Origin of the sequence: Nocardioides jensenii JCM 1364 = NBRC 14755 (genome assembly GCF_001552535.1) — a bacterium.
Taxonomy (GTDB): domain Bacteria; phylum Actinomycetota; class Actinomycetes; order Propionibacteriales; family Nocardioidaceae; genus Nocardioides; species Nocardioides jensenii.
Genome location: NZ_BCRJ01000007.1, coordinates 20792 through 42451, shown reverse-complemented (window position 1 = coordinate 42451; position 21660 = coordinate 20792). Strand labels below are relative to the sequence as shown.

General features: G+C 68.6%; 18 protein-coding genes, 1 tRNA gene and 1 pseudogene. 11 read left to right on the top strand and 9 right to left on the bottom strand.

The window, feature by feature from the left end; translation table 11 throughout:
- The first annotated feature begins 29 nt into the window (after window positions 1–29).
- From NJ4_RS04035 to NJ4_RS04025, 4 genes are all read left to right on the top strand, one after another.
- Entirely contained in the window at window positions 30–1265 is a 1236-nt protein-coding gene (locus tag NJ4_RS04035; RefSeq protein WP_067430558.1) for an acyl-CoA dehydrogenase family protein, read from the top strand.
- 207 nt (window positions 1266–1472) lie between these two features.
- A complete protein-coding gene (locus NJ4_RS04030) occupies window positions 1473–1682 on the top strand; it encodes a hypothetical protein (protein ID WP_157550686.1) in 210 nt (69 codons plus the stop codon).
- Window positions 1679–1843 carry a hypothetical protein gene (locus NJ4_RS25515; protein ID WP_157550683.1) on the top strand — a complete coding sequence of 55 codons (165 nt, stop codon included), beginning with the start codon at window positions 1679–1681 and terminating at the stop codon, window positions 1841–1843. Before NJ4_RS04030 ends, NJ4_RS25515 begins: the two co-directional genes overlap by 4 nt.
- Window positions 1840–2214, top strand: a complete 375-nt coding sequence (locus NJ4_RS04025; protein ID WP_067430552.1) for a DMT family transporter — start codon at window positions 1840–1842, stop codon at window positions 2212–2214. Before NJ4_RS25515 ends, NJ4_RS04025 begins: the two co-directional genes overlap by 4 nt.
- Window positions 2215–2436: 222 nt before the next feature.
- On the opposite strand, the gene NJ4_RS04020 is transcribed toward NJ4_RS04025, so the two are convergent.
- Genes NJ4_RS04020 through NJ4_RS04005 form a run of 4 tightly spaced genes read right to left on the bottom strand, consistent with a single transcriptional unit; the run spans window position 2437 to window position 8364 of the window.
- Window positions 2437–3249 (bottom strand): alpha/beta fold hydrolase, encoded by an 813-nt coding sequence (locus tag NJ4_RS04020; RefSeq protein ID WP_082748153.1) that lies wholly within the window; start codon window positions 3247–3249, stop codon window positions 2437–2439.
- Window positions 3237–4670 (bottom strand): wax ester/triacylglycerol synthase domain-containing protein, encoded by a 1434-nt coding sequence (locus NJ4_RS04015; RefSeq protein WP_217996742.1) that lies wholly within the window; start codon window positions 4668–4670, stop codon window positions 3237–3239. The genes NJ4_RS04020 and NJ4_RS04015 overlap by 13 nt, the downstream gene beginning before the upstream one ends.
- Entirely contained in the window at window positions 4667–6124 is a 1458-nt protein-coding gene (locus tag NJ4_RS04010; protein ID WP_157550680.1) for an HAD-IB family hydrolase, read from the bottom strand. Before NJ4_RS04010 ends, NJ4_RS04015 begins: the two co-directional genes overlap by 4 nt.
- Window positions 6124–8364, bottom strand: coding sequence for a glycerol-3-phosphate 1-O-acyltransferase (locus NJ4_RS04005; protein ID WP_067430544.1), 2241 nt, complete (start codon window positions 8362–8364; stop codon window positions 6124–6126). The genes NJ4_RS04010 and NJ4_RS04005 overlap by 1 nt, the downstream gene beginning before the upstream one ends.
- Before the next feature lie 282 nt (window positions 8365–8646).
- Here NJ4_RS04005 and NJ4_RS04000 point away from each other — a divergent pair, with 282 nt between their 5' ends.
- The gene (locus tag NJ4_RS04000; RefSeq protein ID WP_245644440.1) at window positions 8647–9474 is read left to right on the top strand and encodes an SGNH/GDSL hydrolase family protein; all 828 of its coding nucleotides are present in this window, start codon (window positions 8647–8649) and stop codon (window positions 9472–9474) included.
- 19 nt (window positions 9475–9493) lie between these two features.
- Here the strand turns inward: NJ4_RS04000 and NJ4_RS03995 are convergent, their stop codons facing one another.
- Entirely contained in the window at window positions 9494–9931 is a 438-nt protein-coding gene (locus NJ4_RS03995; protein WP_067430541.1) for a universal stress protein, read from the bottom strand.
- A 156-nt stretch (window positions 9932–10087) separates the two neighbouring features.
- Here NJ4_RS03995 and NJ4_RS03990 point away from each other — a divergent pair, with 156 nt between their 5' ends.
- The 4 genes from NJ4_RS03990 (at window position 10088) to NJ4_RS03975 (ending at window position 16285) form a co-directional block, all read left to right on the top strand.
- The gene (locus tag NJ4_RS03990; RefSeq protein ID WP_067430539.1) at window positions 10088–11446 is read left to right on the top strand and encodes a TrpB-like pyridoxal phosphate-dependent enzyme; all 1359 of its coding nucleotides are present in this window, start codon (window positions 10088–10090) and stop codon (window positions 11444–11446) included.
- 39 nt (window positions 11447–11485) lie between these two features.
- A complete protein-coding gene (locus tag NJ4_RS03985; protein ID WP_067430652.1) occupies window positions 11486–12376 on the top strand; it encodes a pyruvate, water dikinase regulatory protein in 891 nt (296 codons plus the stop codon).
- Window positions 12373–14748: a phosphoenolpyruvate synthase gene (gene ppsA / locus NJ4_RS03980; RefSeq protein ID WP_067430538.1), complete on the top strand. Its 2376-nt coding sequence runs from the start codon at window positions 12373–12375 to the stop codon at window positions 14746–14748. Before NJ4_RS03985 ends, ppsA begins: the two co-directional genes overlap by 4 nt.
- A 271-nt stretch (window positions 14749–15019) precedes the next feature.
- Window positions 15020–16285: an ATP-binding protein gene (locus NJ4_RS03975; protein ID WP_067430533.1), complete on the top strand. Its 1266-nt coding sequence runs from the start codon at window positions 15020–15022 to the stop codon at window positions 16283–16285.
- 72 nt (window positions 16286–16357) lie between these two features.
- On the opposite strand, the gene NJ4_RS03970 is transcribed toward NJ4_RS03975, so the two are convergent.
- The 4 genes and pseudogenes from NJ4_RS03970 to NJ4_RS03960 form a co-directional block, all read right to left on the bottom strand.
- A complete protein-coding gene (locus tag NJ4_RS03970) occupies window positions 16358–17602 on the bottom strand; it encodes a tyrosine-type recombinase/integrase (protein ID WP_067430530.1) in 1245 nt (414 codons plus the stop codon).
- 31 nt (window positions 17603–17633) lie between these two features.
- Window positions 17634–17819: pseudogene (locus NJ4_RS27125) on the bottom strand (helix-turn-helix domain-containing protein); the annotation flags it as partial.
- A 238-nt stretch (window positions 17820–18057) separates the two neighbouring features.
- Window positions 18058–18130, bottom strand: a tRNA-Arg gene (locus NJ4_RS03965).
- Between the two features lie 64 nt (window positions 18131–18194).
- Window positions 18195–18530 carry an ArsR/SmtB family transcription factor gene (locus NJ4_RS03960; protein WP_067430527.1) on the bottom strand — a complete coding sequence of 112 codons (336 nt, stop codon included), beginning with the start codon at window positions 18528–18530 and terminating at the stop codon, window positions 18195–18197.
- Between the two features lie 143 nt (window positions 18531–18673).
- On the opposite strand from NJ4_RS03960, the gene NJ4_RS03955 reads away from it, so the two are divergent.
- Window positions 18674–20509, top strand: coding sequence for a phosphoenolpyruvate carboxykinase (GTP) (locus NJ4_RS03955; protein WP_067430524.1), 1836 nt, complete (start codon window positions 18674–18676; stop codon window positions 20507–20509).
- Between the two features lie 89 nt (window positions 20510–20598).
- Window positions 20599–21609 carry a helix-turn-helix domain-containing protein gene (locus NJ4_RS03950; RefSeq protein ID WP_245644439.1) on the top strand — a complete coding sequence of 337 codons (1011 nt, stop codon included), beginning with the start codon at window positions 20599–20601 and terminating at the stop codon, window positions 21607–21609.
- The last annotated feature ends 51 nt before the right edge of the window (window positions 21610–21660 follow it).

The window sequence follows — 21660 nt, the reverse complement described above, 5'->3', positions numbered from 1 at the left end:
TACCACCGGAAACCACGACTGGAGCCACCATGACTGACACAATCACCGAGGGCGAGTTCGACAAGGTCTTCGCCAAGGCCGAGGAGCTCTCGGAGTACTTCCGTGAGATCGGCCCGAAGTACGACACCGAGAACACGTTCGCCTACCCGTCCATCGAGGCCTTCAAGAAGAGCGGACTCGGAGCCCTCCCCGTGCCCAAGCAGTACGGCGGCCTGGGCGGCGATCTGCTCGCCACGTCGAAGGTGGTGAGCGAGCTGTCCAAGGGCGACTCCGCGATCACCCTCGCCTACAACATGCACTACATCATGGTCGGCATGACGATGGGCCTGATGAGCGAGACCCAGAACAAGTACTGGCTGGGTCGGGTCGCCGACGGTGACATCATGTTCGGTCCGTTCTCCGAGCAGCGCGCCGGCTTCAGCGGCTTGGCCGACATGAAGGCGATCCCCCAGGAGGGGGGCGGCTGGAAGCTCTACGGCAAGAAGGTCTGGGGCACGCTGTGCGAGGCCGCCGACATCATCACCACCAACGCCACCATCACCGACGCCGACGGCAACCTCCCGGAGAACTTCGAGGACCGCGTCAACGCCGAGTCCTTCTTCATCGGTGAGTTCAAGGTCGACGAGAACGGCCAGGGCGACGGCATCAGCATCGTGAAGACCTGGGACGCCCTCGGCATGCACGCCACCGGCACCCAGACGATCGTGTTCGACGGCTACTACGTGCCCGAGGACGGCTTCATCTGCGAGTGGCGCTCGGGTGCGTTCGGCGTACTCGAATGGGCGTCGCTGATGTTCGCCAGCATCTACCTCGGCATGCAGTCGCGCATCCTCGAGGAGTCCCGCGCGGTCCTGTCCAAGAAGACGCTGGGTGCCGTCTTCGGCGCCACGGTTGCCGCGGACGTCAAGGTGTCCGGTGTCGGGCACATCATCGACGGCATCGGCGACATGGCCTCGCGCTACGAGCTGTCCCGCCGGGTGCTCTACCGCACCTGCACCGAGGTCACCGAGGGCTACGACGACAACTGGCCCATGGAGCTCCGGTTCCCCTACATCGGGCTGGCCAAGACCTTCATCGCGGACAACGTCATGCACATGAGCCGGCACGCCATGAGCATGGTCGGTGGCTCGTCGTTCAAGAAGGGCGCCATCTTCGAGCGTCTCTACCGCGACTCGGCCGCCTCCATGTTCCAGCCGCTGAACGCCGACCAGTCGCGCACCTTCATCGGCGAGCACCTGCTCGCCCCCGAGGAGCTCGCTGACTGATCGCGCTCCCCCACAGATCACCCGGTCGCCGCACCGCTCCCGACTTCGCGGCGGCCGGGTGTATTCACGTCCGGAGCAGGCACGACGAACGCGCGGCGCCACGACGCCCCCAAGGGAGGAGACACCTACTTCCCGGGGACGATGTGGCGCCGTTCACACCTCCGTAGCGTCGTACTCCCAACCAGGTTTTCCCACGAGATGGTGATCATGATGGAGTCAACAGTTTCTTCGGAGGCCCTGCTCGATCGGCTCCGTGGTGAGCTGCTCCGCTTGGCCAAGGCCGAGGAGCAGACAGCGCTCGCCGAGTCGGCCAAGGTGCACTACTGGGAGCCGTCCCCGGTCTCCGCGGTCGCCCACCGCTTCGCAGCGGACCTGCTCCGCAAGAACGCGGAACAACTCGACGGGAGCGCCGCATGACCACCCCAGTCGTCCCGCACACCGCGCCCTGTTCCTGGCACACGGTCAGCGTCGCTGACGAGGAGCTGGCCCGCGAGGTGGAGCACCTGCGGGCGACTGGCGCCGTGATCACCGGCAGCCGCCGTACGGCGGACCACTACGTCCTCACCTACGTGGCATGAGCGCCATGTGGTGGTGGCTGGCCGTCGCGATCGGCACCGAGGTGGCGGCGACGTTGTCGCTGCGGGCCTCGGAGTCCTTCACGCGGCTGGTCCCCTCGGTCTTCGTCACCGTCGGCTACGCGATGGCCTTCTACGCCCTGTCCAAGGCACTCACCCACGGCATGACCGTCGCAACGGCGTACGCCGTGTGGTCCGGGATGGGCATGTTCGCCATCGCCGCGATCGGCACCATGTTCCTCAAGGAACCGCTCTCCCCCACCCAGATAGGTGGACTCACCCTCATCGTGGTGGGCATCGTCGCCCTCCAGTTCGGGGCCACCAGTGTGGATGCCTCGGCACCCGAGCCGGTGCAGGCCGAGACCAGCCCCTGAGCCGTCCGATCCCCTCAGCCCGGAATCACCGATCGAGAGGGATCAGGGGGACGACGAGGCCCGCGCTCGCGGGGGAACGGCGCGGACCTCGTCAAAGAGTGCCGGACGCGGAGTCTCGGGTCCCCACGCCCGGCAGCAGGAATCGTGCCCGATCCGTGGGGTGCGTGTCCGCAGAACGCGAAACTTGCTCACCATGAGATGCGCCTCCCGGGGGACGAGGGCTCACTGGGCGTGAGCGCGGGTGGTGAAGTCGAGGATCGTGCGACTCACCAGCCCGGGGTCGTCGAACATCGGCACGTGTCCGACACCGCGCAGGGGAACGACCTCGGCATGGGGGATCAGCGCCCGATAGGCGCGGCCGTAGGGGATCCAGGGAATCGTCCGGTCGGTCACCGGCCAGGCCAGTCGCACCGGGCAGGTCTCGTCGATGTCGAAGTCGGCGATCGACCCGTGCTCGTCGATCCAGCCGAGCAGCCCCTCGAGGAGCACGCAGGCCCGCATCTCATCGACCATCTCCAGCGCGACCGTGTCGGAGACGAGGTCGCCGCGCTCGAGGGCGACCCGCATGGCTGCGCGGCGCAGACGGGGGTTCGACAGGAGGCGCGGGGTCAACGACCACTGCGCGCTTCGGCCGGCGAACCGCATCAGTCGAACGATGCGGTCCTGGGCGGACCTGGTGTCCCATGCTCCCGCCGGGGAGAACGCCACGACCGACGTGGCCCGACCGCGCTGAGCCAGCTCGCAGGCCAGCCATCCGCCGAGGGAGTTGCCCACGAGGTGCGCGCGCTCGACTCCCTGCGCGTCGAGCATCGCCTCCACCGCGTCGGCCACCGGGGCGATTCCAAGGGCGCCCTCGGTGATGCCGGGTCCCCCGAGGTGCCCGGCCAGCGTCGGTGCGAGCACGGCGTGGTGCTCCTCCAGTGCGGGGAGCACGGGCCGCCAGATCTTCCACGACATGTTGATGCCGTGCAGGAGCACGAGCGGGCTGCCGCTGCCGCCGGTGTGAAGATCCGGCTGGGCAGTCATCTCAGCCATGTGGCGGCTCCGGCGTCCGGACCGGCCAGCGCCAGCACCTCGGTGAAGCCGGCCTCGAGGCAGGACAGGAACAGCTCGCCCTCGGTGAAGGCTGCCGCGTCGTAGTTCACTCCGATGCAGCAGGTGTCCAGATGGGAGACCAGGGTGATCATCGCGGGACAACCCGGCAGCGGTGCGAAGGGATAGAGCCGCTCGACCCGGGCCCCGGCGAGATGGACCTCCTCGCGAGAGCCCGGCACGTTGCTGGCCTGGAGGTCACTGCTTCGGCCCATGCCACCGGCAATCTGCGCGATCGCCGGGGCGGGCAGCCGGGCGAGAACGGGGGCCAGCACCGCGATGTTGTCGAGCGCGGGCTCGGCGCGCGCCGTCCGGACCAGGTCACCGATCGCCACGATCCGCTCCCGGGCGTCGATGACCCCAACCGGTCCGGCCAGCCGGGCGGTGGCGAAGCGGTTGCCACCCCCGCCCTCACCGTCACGGCGCACCGAGATGGGGATGGCCATCGGGATCGCCCGGACCGGTCGGCCGAGGGCCTCGTGGTAGCGGCGGTACCCGCCGAGCAGGGCGGCGATGTAGGCATCGTTCAACGACCCCCCGGCCACCTTGGCGGCCGCACGCAGTGAGGCCAGGTCGACGTCCAGGGCTGCATAGCGCCAGTTCACACTGCGCTTGACGAGGAGTGGTGAGGGAGCGGCGGGTGGCGGCGAGAGGACCCGGCGCAGAGACAGGCCGTAGCGGAGACCGTCGCGCAGCGCCTTCCCTGGGGAGGCGGCGACCCGACTGGCCACGTCCCCGCCCCGACGCGCCGCGGAAGGAGTCGACCGGGCCGCGTCGAGCGCCTGCGCCCCGAGGGCCTTCCACGCCGTCACGGGAGCCGCCGGCGGAAGCGCGTCGTCGGCTCCGTCACGTCCGGCGACCGGCGCCGCCGCGTGCAGCACCTGCATCAGCTGGAGGGTTCCGGCACCGTCGGTGGAGGCGTGGTGCAGCTTCAGGACGTACGCCGCGCGGCCGCCCGGCAGACCTTCGACGAGGGTGGCCTCCCAGGGCGGTCGGGCGCGGTCGAACGGGGTCATCGCGATCTGCTCGGCCGCGGAGAAGAGGCCCTGCCAGGTGGCACCGGCCGGGAGAGTCGACCGGCGCAGGTGGAAGTGCAGGTCGAACTGCGGGTCCGTCGACCAGTGCGGTGCGGCCAGACCCAACGGCGGCTCCACCACTCGTTGCCGCAGCCGTGGCACCGCGCCGACCGCGCGCTCGTGAGTGGCCACGAAGTCGGCCCACTCCGGCGCGCGGTCGAGCACCTCGAGGGCGATCATCGTGGACTTGAGTGTCGGATCGGTCTCGGCACGCCACATGACGGTCTCGATGGCGTTCATCGTCGGTTCCTGGCCCCAGCCCTGCTGGGTGGTGTCTGCTGTGTTCACGGTGTCCTCCGCGGTCGGCCCGGCCAATGAGCGAGGGTGCGCACGAACTGGTCGCGCACGTCGGTGACGTGGCGGTCGATCGACTCGACCCTCCAGTCGGTCGTGTCCACCGGCGGGAGGACGACGACTTCGACGACGCCGGGGCGCAGGGTCTGGGCACCGCGCCACATGACGTCGCCGGCATTCCGGATCACGATCGGCACCATCGGCACTCCGGCTTGCATGGCGATGTGGAAGGCACCCTTCTTGAATGCCCCCAGCCGTGGCGTCGGCGACCTGGTGCCTTCGGGCGACAGGGCCAGCGAGAAGCCCTGGTCGCGCACCTTGGCAATGGCCGGGGCCAGGGCCTGCCTGGCCTCCTCGACGTTCCCCGTGCGCCCGACGAACGCGACGCCGGCGATCTGGAAGAGCTGCCCGAAGCCCGGGATCTTCTTCGCCTCCGCCTTGGCCACACCGGTCCAACGCTGGCGGAGCAGCTTCATCACGACGACCGGGTCGATCTTGCTCTGGTGGTTGAAGACGAAGACGCAGGGTCGGCCGCTCCACAGGTGCTCCTGACCCTCGACCACCTCCACGGTCACGCCGGCCAGCGCGAGGCCGACGTCGGAGCCGACGCTGCCCGTGATGTCGAAGACCTGCGCCCGGTTCCGGTTCAGCAGCCCCAGCCCGAGACCGGTCCCGAAGGCAGTGGCGAAGGCGCCGTAGAACCCGGCCGTCCGCGCCACGTCCCCCAGGCTCGGGCGCCCGGTGCGCGGCACGCACTCCAGGACCCGCCAGTCGCGCTCCCCGGCCTCGGCGCGCAGGCCGGGTTCCGGCGAGACGGCGACGGCGGTGCCGACCGTGGAGAGGAAGGGGACGTCCTCCGTGCCGTTGCTGTAGCCGTAGGAGCGGCCCAGGTCGATGCCTTCTCGGGCCGCCAGCTCCGTCACAGCGTCGGCCTTGCCGGGGCCCCACAAGGGCGTGCCGATGACGCGCCCGGTCAGGACGCCGTCCACGACCTCGAGATCGGTGCACAGGAGGTGCTGCGCATCGAGGGCGTCGGCCATCGGCTCGACCTGGAACGCGGTCGCGGACGAGGCGAGGACGACCGTGTGGCCCATGTCGTGATGAGCCTTGACCAGCTCCCACACCTCGAGGTGGAGCCGGCCGGCGATGCTGTCCTTGAAGAGTCGTCTGCCGAGGTCACCCAGCGCTTGCTGAGTCTTGCCCGCCCATGCCTGGCAGCTGAGGTCGAGGAGCTCGCGATAGTCCTCGGCCGTGTTCACCCCACGCACGCCCGCCCACAGCGTGTGCGCGAGCTCGCCCAAGCCCATCTCGCCGCCCCGGATCCGGTGTCCGTAGAACGACGACGCCGAGAATCCGGTGATCACGGTGCCGTCGTAGTCGAAGAAGGCTCCGATCTCCGGCCCGCTGGGTCCGGCGTAGATCTCGTGGAGGAGCGTCTCGAGGCTCATCACACCGCGCCTTCGCTGAGGATCGCTTCCTCCAGCTCGGCGATCCGGCTCATCCGGGCGAGCACGTCCACCACGGTCTCGGCGAACTCTGCCCGGGCCCTGCGCACCGTGGCCGCGTCACCGTCACCGTCGACGAGGCCGCGGTGGCGAGCCAGTTTCAACGCCGTCGCGTAGAGCTCGCGTGAGACCGAGTCCGCGCGGTGCAGTCGTCCCTGCAGCCACATCTGCTGGCCGAGGCCCAGGCACTCTCCGAGCAGCGCCTCCTCGTCCAGCTCCCTCCCGGGCTCCTTGTCGCGCAGGGCTTCGGCCACCACGAGCTGGGCGTCGAAGAACGACCGGAACGCGCGGTGGGCGACCAGCATCGTCGAGGAGGCGAGCAGATCGGTCAGTCCACTCTCAGTGTGTGCCCGGTCGAACCAGTCGGGATCGATGAGCTCACACTCCGCGACGACGTCGGCACGGAACTGCTGGGTGGTGGGGAAGAAGAACTCGAACTTCAGCAGGTCGCGCAGTCGCAGCGCCTCGGCGTACGCGGCGTCGAGCGGAGTCGTGTCGGCGTCCCGGTCGGCGACGTGGAGCAGTGCGAGCTCGACGATCGCCCTCGTCACGAGATGGTGGATCGCACCGTTGCGATAGAACGCCGCCACCCGGTGCTGGCCGGGTGAGACTGCCCAGACCGGCTCGGGTCCGCCGGACCAGAGGCTGGTGACCCCGGAGGCCACGAGCTGCTCGAGGGTGGCGACCAGTGCGTCGTCCGACCGCAGTACGTCGGCCGGTCCCGTGATGCCCCGCGAGTCCAGGTAGTCGAGCAGCGCGTGGGAGACCCGGCGGATCTCTGCCAGGGTCAGGGCACGGTGGTGAGTTCCCAGCAGGGCGAAGGTGACCAGGGCGGTCGGGGTCACCGGCGTCGCCCGGTTGATGCCGTCGCAGATCTGGAAGGCGACCTTCTCCAGCTGGGTGCTGCCCTCCCCAGCATCCGCCAGCGCCTGGCGCAGCGAGAAGGGCTCACCGAACTGGACCCAGGCATTGCCCCTGTTGCTGAGCTGGCCGCGCACGTAGCGGGCCAACCACCGACTGCCCTCGGCCGCCTTCGTGGCGCCGCCCTGCTCGTCGGAGAGGGCATGCACCTCGTGCATGTGGTCGTAGACGATCGAGACCGGCACCAGCTGGACGTCGTCGGTCCGCTTCTCCTGCAGGGCACGGGTCAGGTAGGAGAGCAGGCCGAACTTCGGCGGCCGCAGCTTCCCGGTGCGGGTGCGCCCTCCCTCGATGTACCACTCGAGGTTGAACCGCTTGGCCGCCAGGTGCGCAAGGTACTCCCGCAGGGCCAGCTTGTAGGCGCGGTCGTCGGCGTTGGCCCGGCGGATGAAGACCATGCCGGCTCGCTTCCCGAGAGGGCCGATCGGCCAGATCGCCATGTTCGAGCCCCCCAACGTGTGGTTGCGGGGGAAGTCGTGGGTGTGCAGCACCTCCCCCAGCACCAGCGGGTCGGCGTACGACCGGTGCGCCGGCAGGAAGACCAGCGCGCTGTGCTTGTTGAGTGCCCGTAGTGACTCGAGCCCGCTCTCGTCGACGTTGACCTTCCATGCGCGGGCATGCATCGGCGAGAGCACCGCACGGTAGGCGTCGATGACGGCCGGGCTCTGGACCGCGGTCAGCTCGGTGAGGCAGTCCTGCACCTCGCCGAAGACCTCGTCGTACGTCGCACCCGTGTCGGCTGCGAGGGCGCGGACCTTGTCGCGGAGGCGCGCCGAGGAGGCGATCTGCTCCGCCACCCGGCGCGGCACCTTGTAGCGGTCACCGACCAGGCGGCGTTCGGCACGGTCACTGGCCAGGATCGCCGCGTGCCTGATGAACTCCTCCAGGGAGTCGCCGCCCGGTGGCTCCTTCTCGAACCGACTCCGCAGCTCGGCCAGCGTTGCCGCCTCGCCGACGACGATGGTCACCGCGCCGGGAGCGCGGCGGGCCAGCAGGGGCTGGGCAAGGGGCCACGGGCGCCGCGGAGTGAGGTGGCCGAGCATGTCGGTGGTGCGAGTCCCGTCGCTCCTGGGTGCGGCCACCCAGGCGACTCTCGCGGGGACCAGCAGTGCGTCGTCGTCGAACTGGTCCGCCAGCCACCCGTCGTCAACCCCGCGGACGCAGGAACCGGGATGCGTCTCTCTCGCCCACGTGGTGACAAGGCGTCGTTCGGTGCGTGAGCGCACGTCGTGGAGAACGACAACCGGCTGGGGCGTCACCATGGCTGGAGCCAACTTCTCGGGTGCACGTCTTCTCCTCCGGCAGGCGCTCTCGGTTCTGCCGGAGGAGAGCGGACGCGTGCAACCTCCCGGCAGGTGCAGCACAGCCAGACTTCCGCAACCGGGAGGTCCGCCGAATCACCCCTCAGAACAGGATCGCTCCTCCGGTCGGGCGTGGCTGCGCACCGCTTCTATCCCCGATCGGAGGTCGAAGAGCCCTCTTCGGGGTGATTCGGATCACCTCCATGCTGCGTAGCGTCGTTGCTCCGACGATTCACCAAGGCGGTGAGCACCGTGTTCGACCTCGACAGGACCCCGGTCCGCTTCGTCACCCTGGGCGACTCCGCCACCCACGGGGTCGGTGACCAGGTGGGCGGAACGTGGCGAGGCTGGGCACGAATCCTGGCCGATTCGCTGGCCGATCGTCACCAGATCCAGTTCGACAACCTGGCGGTTCCCGGCGCCACCGTCTCGGACGTACGCCGGCTCCAGCTCGACTCCGCTCTCGCCCTCAGGCCCCACGTGGCGTCACTGATCGTCGGACTCAACGACACCCTGCGATCGTCATGGGATGCCCGACGCGTGCGCGATGACCTGCTGCACTGTGGCGAGACCCTCTCCGCGCAGGGAGCCACCTTGATGACCGTGCGCTTCCACGACCACGGCGCAGTCCTCGGCCTCCCCGGCCCTCTGGCACGCCCGATGACCCGCCGCATCGAGGAGCTCAACGCTGCCTACGACGAGCTGCATGCCAGCTTCGGGGGCCTGCGCATCGATCTGTCCGACCGCCCTGAGGTCCAGGAGCGTTCCTTCTGGTCGGTGGACCGGCTGCATCCCTCCGAGCGGGGACATCGCCTGCTGGCACGCACGTTCGCAGCGCTGCTCACCCAACACGGGTTGCCGTGTCCGGCTCCGTCGCCGTTCTGCAGCGAGCCGGCGCCCACACGGCGCAGCGAGGTCCGTTGGCTGCTCACCGAGGGTGGTCCATGGCTGGGTCGACGGGCCCGCGACCTCGGTCCGTGGGCGCTGCGCCTGGCGGTCTCGAGTGCGCTCGCCCGGACGACAGCCCGCCGTGCGGTGAGTCCGCACGAGGTGCGGCAGCTCGCGGCCTGAGGCGGACCGAGCCGGCGGGTCAGCGACGCTGGTGCGTGTTCACGACGTAGAGGTCGCAGGGCGCGTGTGCCGCGACGTCACGGGCGATGCTGCCCAGCACCCGGGCGACGCCCTGGACCCGCTTGTTGCCCACCACGATCAGCTCGGCGCCCAGCGTCTCCGCCGCCTTGACCAGCGCATCGCCGGGCCGTCCCTCCATGACCTGCAGGGTGATCTCGAGGTCGGGGAACCGCTTGCGGAGACCGAAGACCAGGTCCTCCACGCCCTTCTGGGCCAGCTGCTCGTTGCTGACCAGGATCTGCTCGTTGCCGAGACTGATCCGCTCCGACTCGAACTCGCCGTACGCCGAGAGCACGTGCAGGGAGGCGCCCATCAGCTGCGCGAGCTCGGCCGCCTTGGTCGCGGCCGCAGCCGCGGTCTCGCTCTCGTCGACGCCGGTGACGATGGTCTTGGTCATGGGTCACGCTCCTTCGCTGCCGAGAGCATATGCCCGAGCGTAGGGCCGCGTCTCGAACCAGCGCCTCCACAGCCTCCAGGATTCAGGGACGGCAGGGCGGCGGCTGGTGTTGGATGTGGAGAGCCGACCCAGACCTGACTGCCTCCGGGAGATCCCATGAGTGAACCGCGCACGTTCCTGCTGGACGAGTCCGAGATGCCGACGCACTGGTACAACATCGTCGCCGACCTGCCCACTCCTCCCCCGCCGCCACTGCACCCGGGCACCCACCAACCCGTCGGCCCGGAAGACCTGGCTCCGCTGTTCCCGCCCGAGCTGATCGCCCAGGAGGTGACCACCGAGCGCTACGTCGAGATCCCGGAGCCGGTGCGCGACGTCTACCGGCACTACCGCCCCGCCCCTCTGTACCGCGCGCACACGTGGGAGAGGAAGCTCGGCACGCCGGCCCGGATCTACTACAAGTACGAGGGGGTCTCCCCCGCGGGTTCGCACAAGGTGAACACGTCGGTGCCGCAGGTCTACTACAACCAGCTCAACGGCATCACGAGGCTCACCACCGAGACCGGTGCCGGCCAATGGGGGACCGCGCTGGCCTACGCGTGCTCGTTGTTCGACGTGACGTGCGAGGTCTGGCAGGTCGGGGCGTCGTACGACTCGAAGCCGCAGCGACGCACCCTGATCGAGGTCTTCGGCGGCACCGTGCACCGCTCGCCCAGCCGGCTCACTGAGTCGGGCAGGGCGTTCGAGGAGGGTCACCCGGGCTCGCTGGGCATCGCGATCTCGGAGGCGGTCGAGCTGGCCGCCCAGGACCCGAACGCCAAGTATGCGCTCGGGTCGGTGCTCAACCACGTGCTGCTGCACCAGACCATCTCCGGCGAGGAGACCCTCAAGCAGCTCGCGAAGGCCGGTGAGACCGACGTCGACCTGGTGATCGGCTGCGCCGGCGGCGGGTCCAACTTCGCCGGGCTGGCCTTCCCGTTCCTGCGCGAGAAGCTGGCCGGCAACCAGTCGCCCAGGATCGTGGCCGTCGAGCCGACCTCGTGCCCGACGCTGACCCGCGGCGAGTACCGCTACGACTTCGGCGACACCGCCGGACTCACCCCGTTGTTCAAGATGTACACCTTGGGCCACGACTTCGTGCCCTCGCCGATCCACGCCGGCGGTCTGCGCTACCACGGCATGGCACCGCTGGTCTCGCACGCGGTCCACGAGGGCCTGATCGACGCGGTCGCACTGCACCAGAACGAGTGCTTCGAGGCCGGCGTCGAGTTCGCCCGCACCGAGGGCATCGTGCCGGCGCCCGAGTCCTCGCACGCCCTGGCCCAGGCCCGGCGCGAGGCGATGGCCGCGAAGGAGAGTGGCGAGGAGAAGGTGATCGTCATCCAGCTCTCCGGCCACGGCCTGCTCGAGCTCGGCGCCTACGCGTCGTTCCTCGGCGACGGACTGTCGGACGACGCGCTCTCCGAGGAGGAGCTGCAGGCCGCGCTGGCCGCCGTCCCCGTGGTGGCCGACTGACGTCGGTACGCGATGCTGGTCCCCGAGACCACAGGAGGGATGCACGAGGTGAACGACGACAACGACGGCGTGGTGCCGGTCTTCTTCCTGTCCGACAGCACCGGCATCAGCGCGGAGACGATGGGCAACGCACTGCTGATCCAGTTCCCGGACCTCCGTTTCGACCGCACGGTGATCCCGTTCATCGCCTCCGTCGACGAGGCCCGCGAGGTGGTCGCCCGCCTGGACGAGGCACTGGACCAGAGCGCCCGGACGCCACTGGTCTTCATCACCGCCGCCAGCGACGAGGTACGCCATGAGCTGCAGCGCACCCGCTGCCCGGTGATCGACTTCTTCGAGCTGCACATGGGGCCGGTGGAGTCGATCCTGCAGACCCGTGGTGTCCGGATACCGGCGCGACTGCACGGTCTCGGCGACATCAAGCGCTACAACAGCCGCATGCAGGCGATCGAGTACACGATCGAGCACGACGACGGCCAGAGCGTTCGCGGCCTGGAGAAGGCCGACGTCATCCTGCTGGCTCCGTCACGCTGCGGGAAGACGCCGACGTCGATGTACCTCGCGCTCCAGCACGGCCTGTTCGTGGCCAACTACCCGATCGTGGAGGACGATCTCGAGGGGGAGGAGCTGCCACGACCGGTCCGTCATCTGAGGGAGAAGTGCTTCGGCATGACCACCTCGCCCAAGCGTCTCGCCGCCGTCCGCGAGGAACGTCGGCCCGGGTCGACGTACGCCTCTCTGGAACAGTGCACCTTCGAGCTGCGTCGCACCGCCGCGATGTTCGCACGGTATGGCCTGCCGGTCGTCGACTCCTCCACCATCTCGGTGGAGGAGATCTCGACGATCATCCTGCAACGGCTCAAGAAGGATGAAGTCGATGCACCCCTGCTTTCCCGCAACCTGAACGTCCGCCCCAGGAGCACACGATGAGCGAGTCCACCAACGTCCGTCCCTTCGCCGAGCTCGGCCTGAGCGACCTCGAGCAGGTCGGCGGCAAGAACTCGTCCCTGGGCGAGATGGTGAGCAACCTCGCGTCACTGGGGGTCAGGGTGCCCGACGGCTTCGCGACCACCGCTGACGCGTTCCGGCGCTTCATCGGTGACACCGGGTTGGCCGAGGAGATCTCCGCGGCCCTGCGCGACCTCGACACCGACGACACCCAGAAGCTCGCCGAGGTCGGCCGGTCGCTCCGTGAGGCGGTCGCGAGCCGACCGTTCCCCTCCGACCTCGAGGCCGACATCCGTACGGCGTACGAGACGTTGGTCGCCGCGCGCGACGACGTCTCGTTCGCGGTGCGCTCCAGTGCGACCGCCGAGGACCTTCCCGACGCCTCCTTCGCCGGCCAGCAGGAGACGTTCCTCAACATCGTCGGCATCGACGGTGTGCTGCAGGCGATCCGCGAGGTGTTCGCCTCGCTCTACAACGACCGCGCCATCGCCTACCGTGTGCACCACGACTTCGACCACGACGCCGTCGCCCTCTCGGCCGGCGTGCAACAGATGGTGCGCTCCGACATCGGCGCCTCGGGGGTCATGTTCACGATGGACACCGAGTCCGGGTTCGACGACGCGGTGTTCGTGACGTCGTCGTACGGCCTGGGCGAGGCCGTGGTGCAGGGTGCGGTGAACCCCGACGAGTTCTACGTCTACAAGCCGGCGTTGCGCGCCGGCCGACCGGCCGTGCTCAAGCGCGGCGTGGGGTCCAAGGCCACGAAGATGGTCTACACCGATGACCCGGCTGTGGGGCGGACCACCGAGTTCGTCGACACCGATCCCGCCGAGCGCGGGCTGCTGAGTCTGACCGATGCCGAGGTCGAGCAGTTGGCCCGGCACGCGCTGACCATCGAGGAGCACTACGGCCGGCCGATGGACATCGAGTGGGGCAAGGACGGCCTCGACGGTGAGCTCTACATCCTCCAGGCCCGGCCGGAGACGGTGATGTCTCGCGCCGGTGTGCAGCAGCGCTTCAAGATGAACGCCAAGAACGGCACGGTCGTCGTCGAGGGACGCGCGATCGGCCAGAAGATCGGCGCCGGTGCCGTGCGGGTGATGACCTCGATCGACCAGATGCACGAGTTCGTCCAGGGCGAGGTTCTCGTCGCCGACATGACCGACCCCGACTGGGAGCCGATCATGAAGCGGGCCTCGGCGATCGTCACCAACCGCGGCGGCCGCACCTGCCACGCGGCGATCATCGCCCGCGAGCTCGGCATCCCTGCCGTCGTGGGCACCGGCCACGGCACCCGCGAGCTGGCCGACGGGCGCGAGGTCACCGTCTCGTGCGCCGAGGGCGACACCGGCCTGGTGTACGACGGCACGCTCGACTTCAGCATCGAGGAGACCGAGCTGGCCTCGATGCCCGAGATCCCCACCAAGATCATGATGAACGTCGGCACCCCGGAGCAGGCGTTCGCGTTCGCGCAACTGCCCAACGCCGGCGTCGGCCTGGCCCGGCTCGAGTTCATCATCAACCGCCAGATCGGCATCCACCCCAAGGCACTGCTCGACCTCGACACCTTGGACGAGCCGCTGCGCTCACAGATCGCCGAGACCGTGAAGGCCTACGCCAGCCCCCGCGAGTTCTTCGTGCAGCGGGTCGCCGAGGGCATCTCGATGCTGGCCGCCGCGTTCGCGCCGGAGCCGGTGATCGTCCGGATGAGCGACTTCAAGTCCAACGAGTACGCCAACCTCGTCGGCGGCGACCTCTACGAGCCGCACGAGGAGAACCCGATGATCGGCTACCGCGGTGCGTCGCGGTATCTCTCGGAGGACTTCGCGGAGTGCTTCGCGATGGAGGCCGAGGCGCTGAAGTTCGTGCGCGACGAGATGGGGCTGACCAACGTCAAGATCATGATCCCGTTCGTGCGCACGGTGGCCGAGGCCGAAGGTGTCATCTCCCTGCTCGGCGAGCACGGCCTGGTCCGCGCCGAGAACGACCTCCAGGTCGTGATGATGTGCGAGGTGCCGTCCAACGCGATCCTGGCCGAGCAGTTCCTCGAGCACTTCGACGGCTTCTCCATCGGCTCCAACGACATGACCCAGCTGACCCTGGGCCTGGACCGCGACTCCTCACTGGTCGCGGGCTCCTTCGACGAGCGCGATCCCGCCGTGCTCTTCATGCTCGAGCGGGCGATCACGGCCTGCCGGGCCGCCGGCAAGTACGTCGGCATCTGCGGTCAGGGTCCGAGCGACCACCCCGACCTCGCCGAGTGGCTGCTCAAGCAGGGCATCGAGTCGATGTCGTTGAACCCGGACACCGTCGTCGACACCTGGCTGGCGCTCGCCAAGGTGGACATGGGCTGACACGGAGAGGTCCGGGCCGCGCACCTCAAGGCGCTTCGCCGCCTGCATGGCGTGTCTGACTCTGGAGGGAACTGCGAGCTTCAGCGGATCGGGACCTGCACCGTGCGTTACAGCACAGCATCCACGGTGGCTGGCTGGCCACCACCGAAAGCCTTACGTTATTGATTTTGCAATGTCGGCGCTATGGTTTCTGCAAAGTTAACGCTGGGGTTTCTGCCAAACGAAGTCACCAGCGGTGCGTGACTTCCCCCGGGAGAAGGGAGCGTAAGTGATGGGAGCAGACGAGAGGTACCGCCAGCGCGTCCTGGACGGCGAGCTCGCTGAACGGCTGAGCGCAATCGGCGCTGTCCTGATCGAGGGCCCGAAGGCGTGCGGCAAGACCGAGACCGCGAGCCAGAAGGCAACAACTGCCTACCGGTTTGACGTGGACCAGGACGCCCGCAACGCGGCCAGCGTCGCTCCTGACGTGCTGCTCGATAACCCCAGCCCGGTGCTGTTCGATGAATGGCAGGTCGTCCCCACCTTGTGGGACCGGGTCCGCCGCGCCGTCGACGACCGCGCCCCTGCCAAGGGGCTGTACATCCTGACCGGGTCGGCGACGCCCAGAGAGGACATCAACCGGCACTCCGGGGCCGGCCGCATCGCGGTGATCCAGATGCGCCCCATGTCGCTGATGGAGTCCGGGCACTCCACCGGGCAGGCGTCACTGAAAGCCGTGCTGGCCGGCGACAAGATCACCGCGCAGGACTCGGGCCTCACAGTTCCTGACGTCATCGACCGGCTCTGCATCGGGGGTTGGCCGGCCCTGCTGGATGCCAGTCCCCAGGATGCCGGCCGGTGGCTGCGCGACTACCTGGACCAGATCGTCCTGGTCGACATCCAACAGCTTGGCGCACGGCGACGCGATCCTGACAACCTCCGTCGGCTGCTGCACTCACTGGCCCGTAACGTCGGCACCTCCGCGAAGGTCACCGCGCTGGCCAAGGACGTCGGCGGAGCAGAGGGACCGATTGCGCGGGCCACCGTCGACGGATACCTCGATTCGCTGTCCCGGTTGCGTCTGATCGAGAACTCGCCCGCGTGGGCGCCGCACATGCGCTCCGCCACCCCGCTGCAGTCGTCACCCACCCGCTACTTCGTCGATCCGTCCATCGCCATTGCAGCACTCGGACAAGGACCCGCCCAGCTCCTGGGAGATCTCAACGCCACCGGCTTCTTCTTCGAGAACCTGGTGGTACGCGACGTACGCGTCTATGCCCAGAAACTCGGGGGTCGGGTCCAACACTGGCGAGACCAGAACCAGAACGAAGTCGACGTCGTCGTCACCTTGCCCGACGGCCGATGGGGCGCGCTCGAGGTCAAGTTGAACCCCGCCGACACGGACAAAGCGGCGGCAGCACTGTTGTCCTTCTCTGAGAAGGTCGACCAGAGCAAGGTTGGGCCACCGACGGCGTTGGGCGTCGTCACCTCCACCGGGTTCGCCTACCGCCGACCCGACGGCGTCACCGTGCTTCCCATCGGCACTCTCGGCCCCTGACCCGCCGCGCGATCAGCGACATGGGCGACGTCTGGACATCTCCCTGCGCGCCAGGGAGAAGGATCACTTCGATCAACCGCCGACCTGCTCGTCCCACAGCAGCGCCCCCATCTGGCGGGCTGCGCGCCGGCGTAGCTCGTCGACGGCGTGGGTGTAGCGCTGGGCGGTGGCCATCTCGGTCCAGCCCATGATGGACATGACGGTGCGGATGTCGACGTTCTGCAGGAGCAGCAGGGTCGCGGCGGTGTGCATGGCGTCGTGCAGACGTGCGTCGCGCACGCCAGCCCGCTTCAGCAGGGTCTTCCATTCAGCGTGGTCCCGCGCGGGGTCGATCAAGCCTCCGCTTGCGGCCGGGAAGACCAGGTCGTGCGTGTTGTCCCAGGCCTCACCGGCCGCCAGCCGGCGGCGGTTCACTCCGGCGCGGTGGGAGCGCAGCTCCTCCACCAGGGGCTGGGGCAGCACGATGGTCCGCTTGGATGCCTTCGTCTTCGGCTCGACGAGGAGCAGCCCGCCATTGGTGCGATGGTCGCACTCCGCGCCTCGTTTGCGACCACACGAGGGCGCTCCGTCGACGACGGGACAGCCGTGCTCCCAGGTCCGTCGTTGCACCGACCGGCGCACCCGCAGCACGCCGTCGTCGAGATCGACGTCATCCCACACGAGCCCGAGCGCCTCGCCCTGTCGCAGCCCGAGGGATAGGGCGATCGACCAGCGTGCGGGACTGGTGCTGGTCTGGGCAGCGGTGAGGATGCGGCGACTCTCCTCGATCGAGAGGGGTTCGACCTCGACGTCCTCTGCTCTGGGGGGACGCGCGATGAGGGCCGGGTTGGATGCGAGCCGGCGGCGGCGTACCGCTTCGTTGAGAGCGGAGCGCAGAACCCGGTGCACGGCGCGGATGGTGTGAACCGAATGCCCGTCGGACTGCAGCCGACGGTAGTGCGATTCGAGGTGCTCGGGCTGGATCTCGCTCATACCCCAGTTGCCGAGGCTCGGGAGGACGTGGCGACTCATCTGGCTTCGGTAGGTGGACAGCGTCTTCCACCGGGCCGTCATCGGGAGCACGTTGTCGAGCCAGTGCGAGAGCCAGTCGTCGAGCGTGAGGTCGTCCTGGGTCCAGACGTAGGTGCCGGCATCCCGGCTGCGCTCCAGTTCTCGCACCGCCTCGCGGAGCTCGGTCTTGGTGCGGCGTTGGACGTGCTTGCGCTCGGTCGTGCCGTCCGGCCGTCGTCCCATCGTGACCCGGGCGTGCCAGTTGCCGTCGGCTCCGCGGTACGTCGTCGAGGTGGTCTGCTCTGCAGTCTTCCGTGGCATACCCATCGTGCGGGTCCCGCATCAGGGCGATGAAGCGCTCGAGCTCGCGGCGTTCCACCCGGACGGCGCGACCGATGTGGACCACGGTCAGGCGGTGTCGGGCGATCTGGCGCTCGACGCTGCGTCGGGCGCAGCGCATCTCGCGTGCGGCCTCGTCCAGGGTGAGCAGCAAGGTGTCGGCTTCGGGCGTGGTGGGGGTGCTGGTGTGTGTGATGGTCTCCATGTGGCACCAAGGGACGGTCACGGTGCCGGTGCGATCACCGAAAAGGGGGGACGTGGGGGGGGACGTGGCCCGATTTCGGGGGGACGCTGCTCTCGATCACGCCCACAGACGACCCCGGGCGACAGCCAGCCCGCCGGGAGTTTTTGGGCCGGTTTTTGAGACGGAAAAGGGCCGACCCCCTGGTGGGAAGCGGCCCTCGTCCACGCGTTTGCGCAGGTCATGCGGTGAATCCGATCTGTGCGCCTGTAGGGATTCGAACCCCAAACCTTCTGATCCGTAGTCAGATGCTCTATCCGTTGAGCTACAGGCGCCCATCTCTCGCCGTGGTGCGCGAGGACTGGAAGAGAATAGCCGACCCGATCGGGTTCGGCGAAATCAGGAGGAGCCGCGCAGTTCGGCGAGCAGACCCTCGGTGTCGCTCCACAACGAGTCGAGAATGCCGCGGCCCGCCACGAGGAGGTCCGCGACGGCGTTCGTGGTGACCGCGTAGACCACCAGGGAGCCCTCGCGGGACGAGGTGACCAGCCCGGCGCGGCGAAGGACCGCCAGCTGCTGGGAAAGGCTCGAGGACTCGATGCCGATCTCGGCGAGCAGGTCGCGCACCGACGTGGGCCGCGCCACCAACATCTCGAGCACCCGGATCCGCACGGGGTGTCCCAAGGTGCGGAAGAGGTCTGCCTTAGCCTGATTGATGGGGATACTGGTCGTCATCTTCACCTCCCTGAGCTCGACTGAAGATGAAGATTACATGAGTTGAAAAAGTCTTCAACCCATGTCACCCTGCATGGCACCGGGGTGGGGCTTACGCAGCTCCACCGATACCGACACTTCCACCGAGAGGGTCAAGGCACACGATGGCTGACGTTGAGGCAACACTGGATGCGGCGGGGGTCACCAACCCCGCCGTTCGTGAGTATGTCCGTTACTACGCGGAGCTCACCGGCGCGGAGCGCGTCGAGGTCGTCACCGCCGCAGACGACGCCCGCCTGATCCAGGAGGCCCTGGACGCCGGCGAGCTGTTCCCGGCCGGCGAGGGGCGCTACTACTCCCGCAGCTACCACAAGGACACCGCCCGCTCCGAGGAGCGCACCATCGTCGCGACCAACGACGAGAAGGACCGCGGCGTCTACAACAACTGGAAGCCCGCCTCGGAGATGAAGCCGCTGCTCGAGGACCGCATGCGTGGCGCCTCGGCCGGCAAGACGATGTACGTCATCCCCTACCTGATGTCGCCTCCCGGCAACGACCTCGCCCCGTGGGCGACCGGCGTCCAGGTCACCGACACCCGCACCGTCGTGCTGCACATGATCCGCATGGCCCGCGTCGGCATCGAGCACGTCAACGAGGCCGGCGACAACTTCGTCCGCGCCGTCCACGTCACCGGCGACCTGGAGAACCTCGGCCAGGGCACCGACGACGACATGCGCTACTTCGTGACCGTGGGCGACGAGCGCACCATCCTCCACTTCGGTTCGTCGTACGGCGGCAACGCGCTGCTGGGCAAGATCGCCCACGGCCTGCGCCAGGGCGCGTACGACGGCTGGGCGAGCAAGAAGTTCCTCGCCGAGCAGTACATGCTGATCGGGATCCACGACAAGGAGACCGGCAAGGACTACCACATCTGCGGTGGCTTCCCGAGTGCCTCGGGCAAGACCAACCTCGCGATGATGCTGGCCCCCGACTCCCTCGGCGAGCGCTACCACGTGTCCTTCTACGGCGACGACATCGCGTGGCTCTGGGTGAACGAGGAGGACGGCAAGCTCTACGGGATGAACCCGGAGTACGGCGTCTTCGGTGTCGCCAAGGACACGAACGAGAAGACCAACCCCACGGCCCTGCACTCCGTCGACCCGGGCACCGGCACGATCTTCACCAATGTCGCCTACAACCCGAACACGGAAGAGGTCTGGTGGGAGGGCCGCACGCCCAACCCGCCCGAGGACGTGCACGGCTGGCTCGACTGGACCGGCTCGCCGATCGCCGATCGCAAGGACAGCGACTCCTCGCCGTGGGCCCACCCGAACAGCCGCTTCACCACGACGCTCGACAACGTCCCGAACATCGCTGCGGACTACAACGCCTCGACCGGCGTCCCGATCGACGCGATCATCTTCGGTGGCCGCACCCGTGACCGCGAGCCGCTGATCCGCGCGATCACCGACCTCGCCGAGGGCGTCTACGACGGCCTGACCCTGGGCGCCGAGGCGACCGCCGCGGCCGAGGGCAAGGAGGGCGTGCTCCGCTACGACCCGATGTCCAACCGCCCGTTCATGGCGTACGGCGAGGGCGACTACGCGCAGCACTACCTCGACATCGTCGGTGCCGCCAAGGAGCAGCCGATCTTCGCGCACGTCAACTGGTTCCAGCGCGACCCCGAAGACGGCCACTTCCTGTGGAACGGCTACCGCGACAACCTGCGTCCACTGCTGTGGCTCCTGCAGCTCAAGAACGGTGAGGTGAAGGGTCGCCAGACCGCAGTCGGCATCATCCCGCTCGAGGAGGAGCTCCAGCTCGAGGGCATGAACACCAAGCCCGAGGACCTCAAGACGATCCTGTCGATCGACAAGGCGCGTTGGCAGGAAGAGATGGCCAACCGCGAGGAGCACCTCAAGCAGTTCGACAACATGCCGGAGGCGATCTGGGAGGCCCACCGTCGCGTGGCTGCCGACCTGGAGAACGAAGAGGCCTGACCTCCTTCTGCACGTCACGGACGGCCCCGGACTCATCGCGAGTCCTGGGCCGTTCTGCGTGCCGGGCCCGAACTCCTGCATAATCACACGTGGATCGAGTGGAGGGCTGGATCGTGGAACAACATGGTGGACGACAGCGCCGGGAACTCTTCGAGACCGCGGCGAGCAAGTTGTTCGAGGACATTGCCGGGGCCGGCGGCGTGCAGGTCGACGACCCCCTGCTCTCACGTGACCGCGCGGCCACCGACCTGCTGATCGAGCTCGGTCTGCTCAGCCTCGAGGGCACCCGCTACGTCGTGGTCGACCCGCATTCCGCCCAGGCCGCTGTCGTCGCTCCCCTGGGCCAGCAGGGCGCCCAGATGATCGCGGAGTCCAGCCACTGGGCCCAGGCCTTCAGCGCGCTGGGTCAGGCCTACCGGCGCTCCTCCTCGACCGTCGACGGGCCGATCACCCGGCTCCGTGGCGACCAGATCGAGCTGTTCCTCGCCGACGTGGTGCCCAGCGCACAGTCCGAGCTGCTCACCGCCCAGCCGCAGGCCGGGCACTCCCTGGCCGCGCAGAAGGCCGCCGGCAACCGTGACGTGGCCGCCCTCCAACGCGGCGTGTCCATGCGCACGATCTATCAGCATGCGGCGCGACGCAGCCGGGCCGCCCGGGCGTACGTCGACCGTGTCACCGGCGCCGGGGGCGAGGTCCGCACACTCGACGAGTTCTTCAACCGGCTCATCGTCGTCGACCGGCAGGTGGCGATCATCCCCTCCGGGGACGACCTCAATGTGGCCCTGGCGATCCGCGACACCGACCTGGTGGCCTACCTGGTCGACATCTTCGAACGCTTCTGGGAGCGGGGCCGCCCGTTCAGCAGCAGCGAGGCCGGTGTGGTCACCAGCATCGCCGAGGAGCAGCGGGCGATGGCGATCCGGATGCTCAAGGAGGGCCACTCCGACGCCACGTGCGCCAAGCGACTCGGCGTCAGTCCGCGCACGTACGCCGGCTACATCGCCGAGCTGAAGGAAGCCTACGACGCCCAGACCCGCTACCAGCTGGGCTACCGCATGGGCCAGCAGGACGTGCAGGGGAGCCGGCGCAAGAAGTCCTGAAATGGCAGCGAGGACAACGACCTAAGTCGTTGTCCTCGCTCTGAGACGAGC

Coding starts and splice junctions, on each gene's coding strand:
- NJ4_RS04035 (WP_067430558.1), top strand. CDS start 30: ATGACTGACACAATCACCGAGGGCGAGTTCGACAAGGTCTTCGCCAAG.
- NJ4_RS04030 (WP_157550686.1), top strand. CDS start 1,473: ATGATGGAGTCAACAGTTTCTTCGGAGGCCCTGCTCGATCGGCTCCGT.
- NJ4_RS25515 (WP_157550683.1), top strand. CDS start 1,679: ATGACCACCCCAGTCGTCCCGCACACCGCGCCCTGTTCCTGGCACACG.
- NJ4_RS04025 (WP_067430552.1), top strand. CDS start 1,840: ATGAGCGCCATGTGGTGGTGGCTGGCCGTCGCGATCGGCACCGAGGTG.
- NJ4_RS04020 (WP_082748153.1), bottom strand. CDS start 3,249: ATGGCTGAGATGACTGCCCAGCCGGATCTTCACACCGGCGGCAGCGGC.
- NJ4_RS04010 (WP_157550680.1), bottom strand. CDS start 6,124: ATGAGCCTCGAGACGCTCCTCCACGAGATCTACGCCGGACCCAGCGGG.
- NJ4_RS04005 (WP_067430544.1), bottom strand. CDS start 8,364: ATGGTGACGCCCCAGCCGGTTGTCGTTCTCCACGACGTGCGCTCACGC.
- NJ4_RS03995 (WP_067430541.1), bottom strand. CDS start 9,931: ATGACCAAGACCATCGTCACCGGCGTCGACGAGAGCGAGACCGCGGCT.
- NJ4_RS03990 (WP_067430539.1), top strand. CDS start 10,088: ATGAGTGAACCGCGCACGTTCCTGCTGGACGAGTCCGAGATGCCGACG.
- NJ4_RS03985 (WP_067430652.1), top strand. CDS start 11,486: ATGCACGAGGTGAACGACGACAACGACGGCGTGGTGCCGGTCTTCTTC.
- ppsA (WP_067430538.1), top strand. CDS start 12,373: ATGAGCGAGTCCACCAACGTCCGTCCCTTCGCCGAGCTCGGCCTGAGC.
- NJ4_RS03975 (WP_067430533.1), top strand. CDS start 15,020: ATGGGAGCAGACGAGAGGTACCGCCAGCGCGTCCTGGACGGCGAGCTC.
- NJ4_RS03970 (WP_067430530.1), bottom strand. CDS start 17,602: ATGGGTATGCCACGGAAGACTGCAGAGCAGACCACCTCGACGACGTAC.
- NJ4_RS03960 (WP_067430527.1), bottom strand. CDS start 18,530: ATGACGACCAGTATCCCCATCAATCAGGCTAAGGCAGACCTCTTCCGC.
- NJ4_RS03955 (WP_067430524.1), top strand. CDS start 18,674: ATGGCTGACGTTGAGGCAACACTGGATGCGGCGGGGGTCACCAACCCC.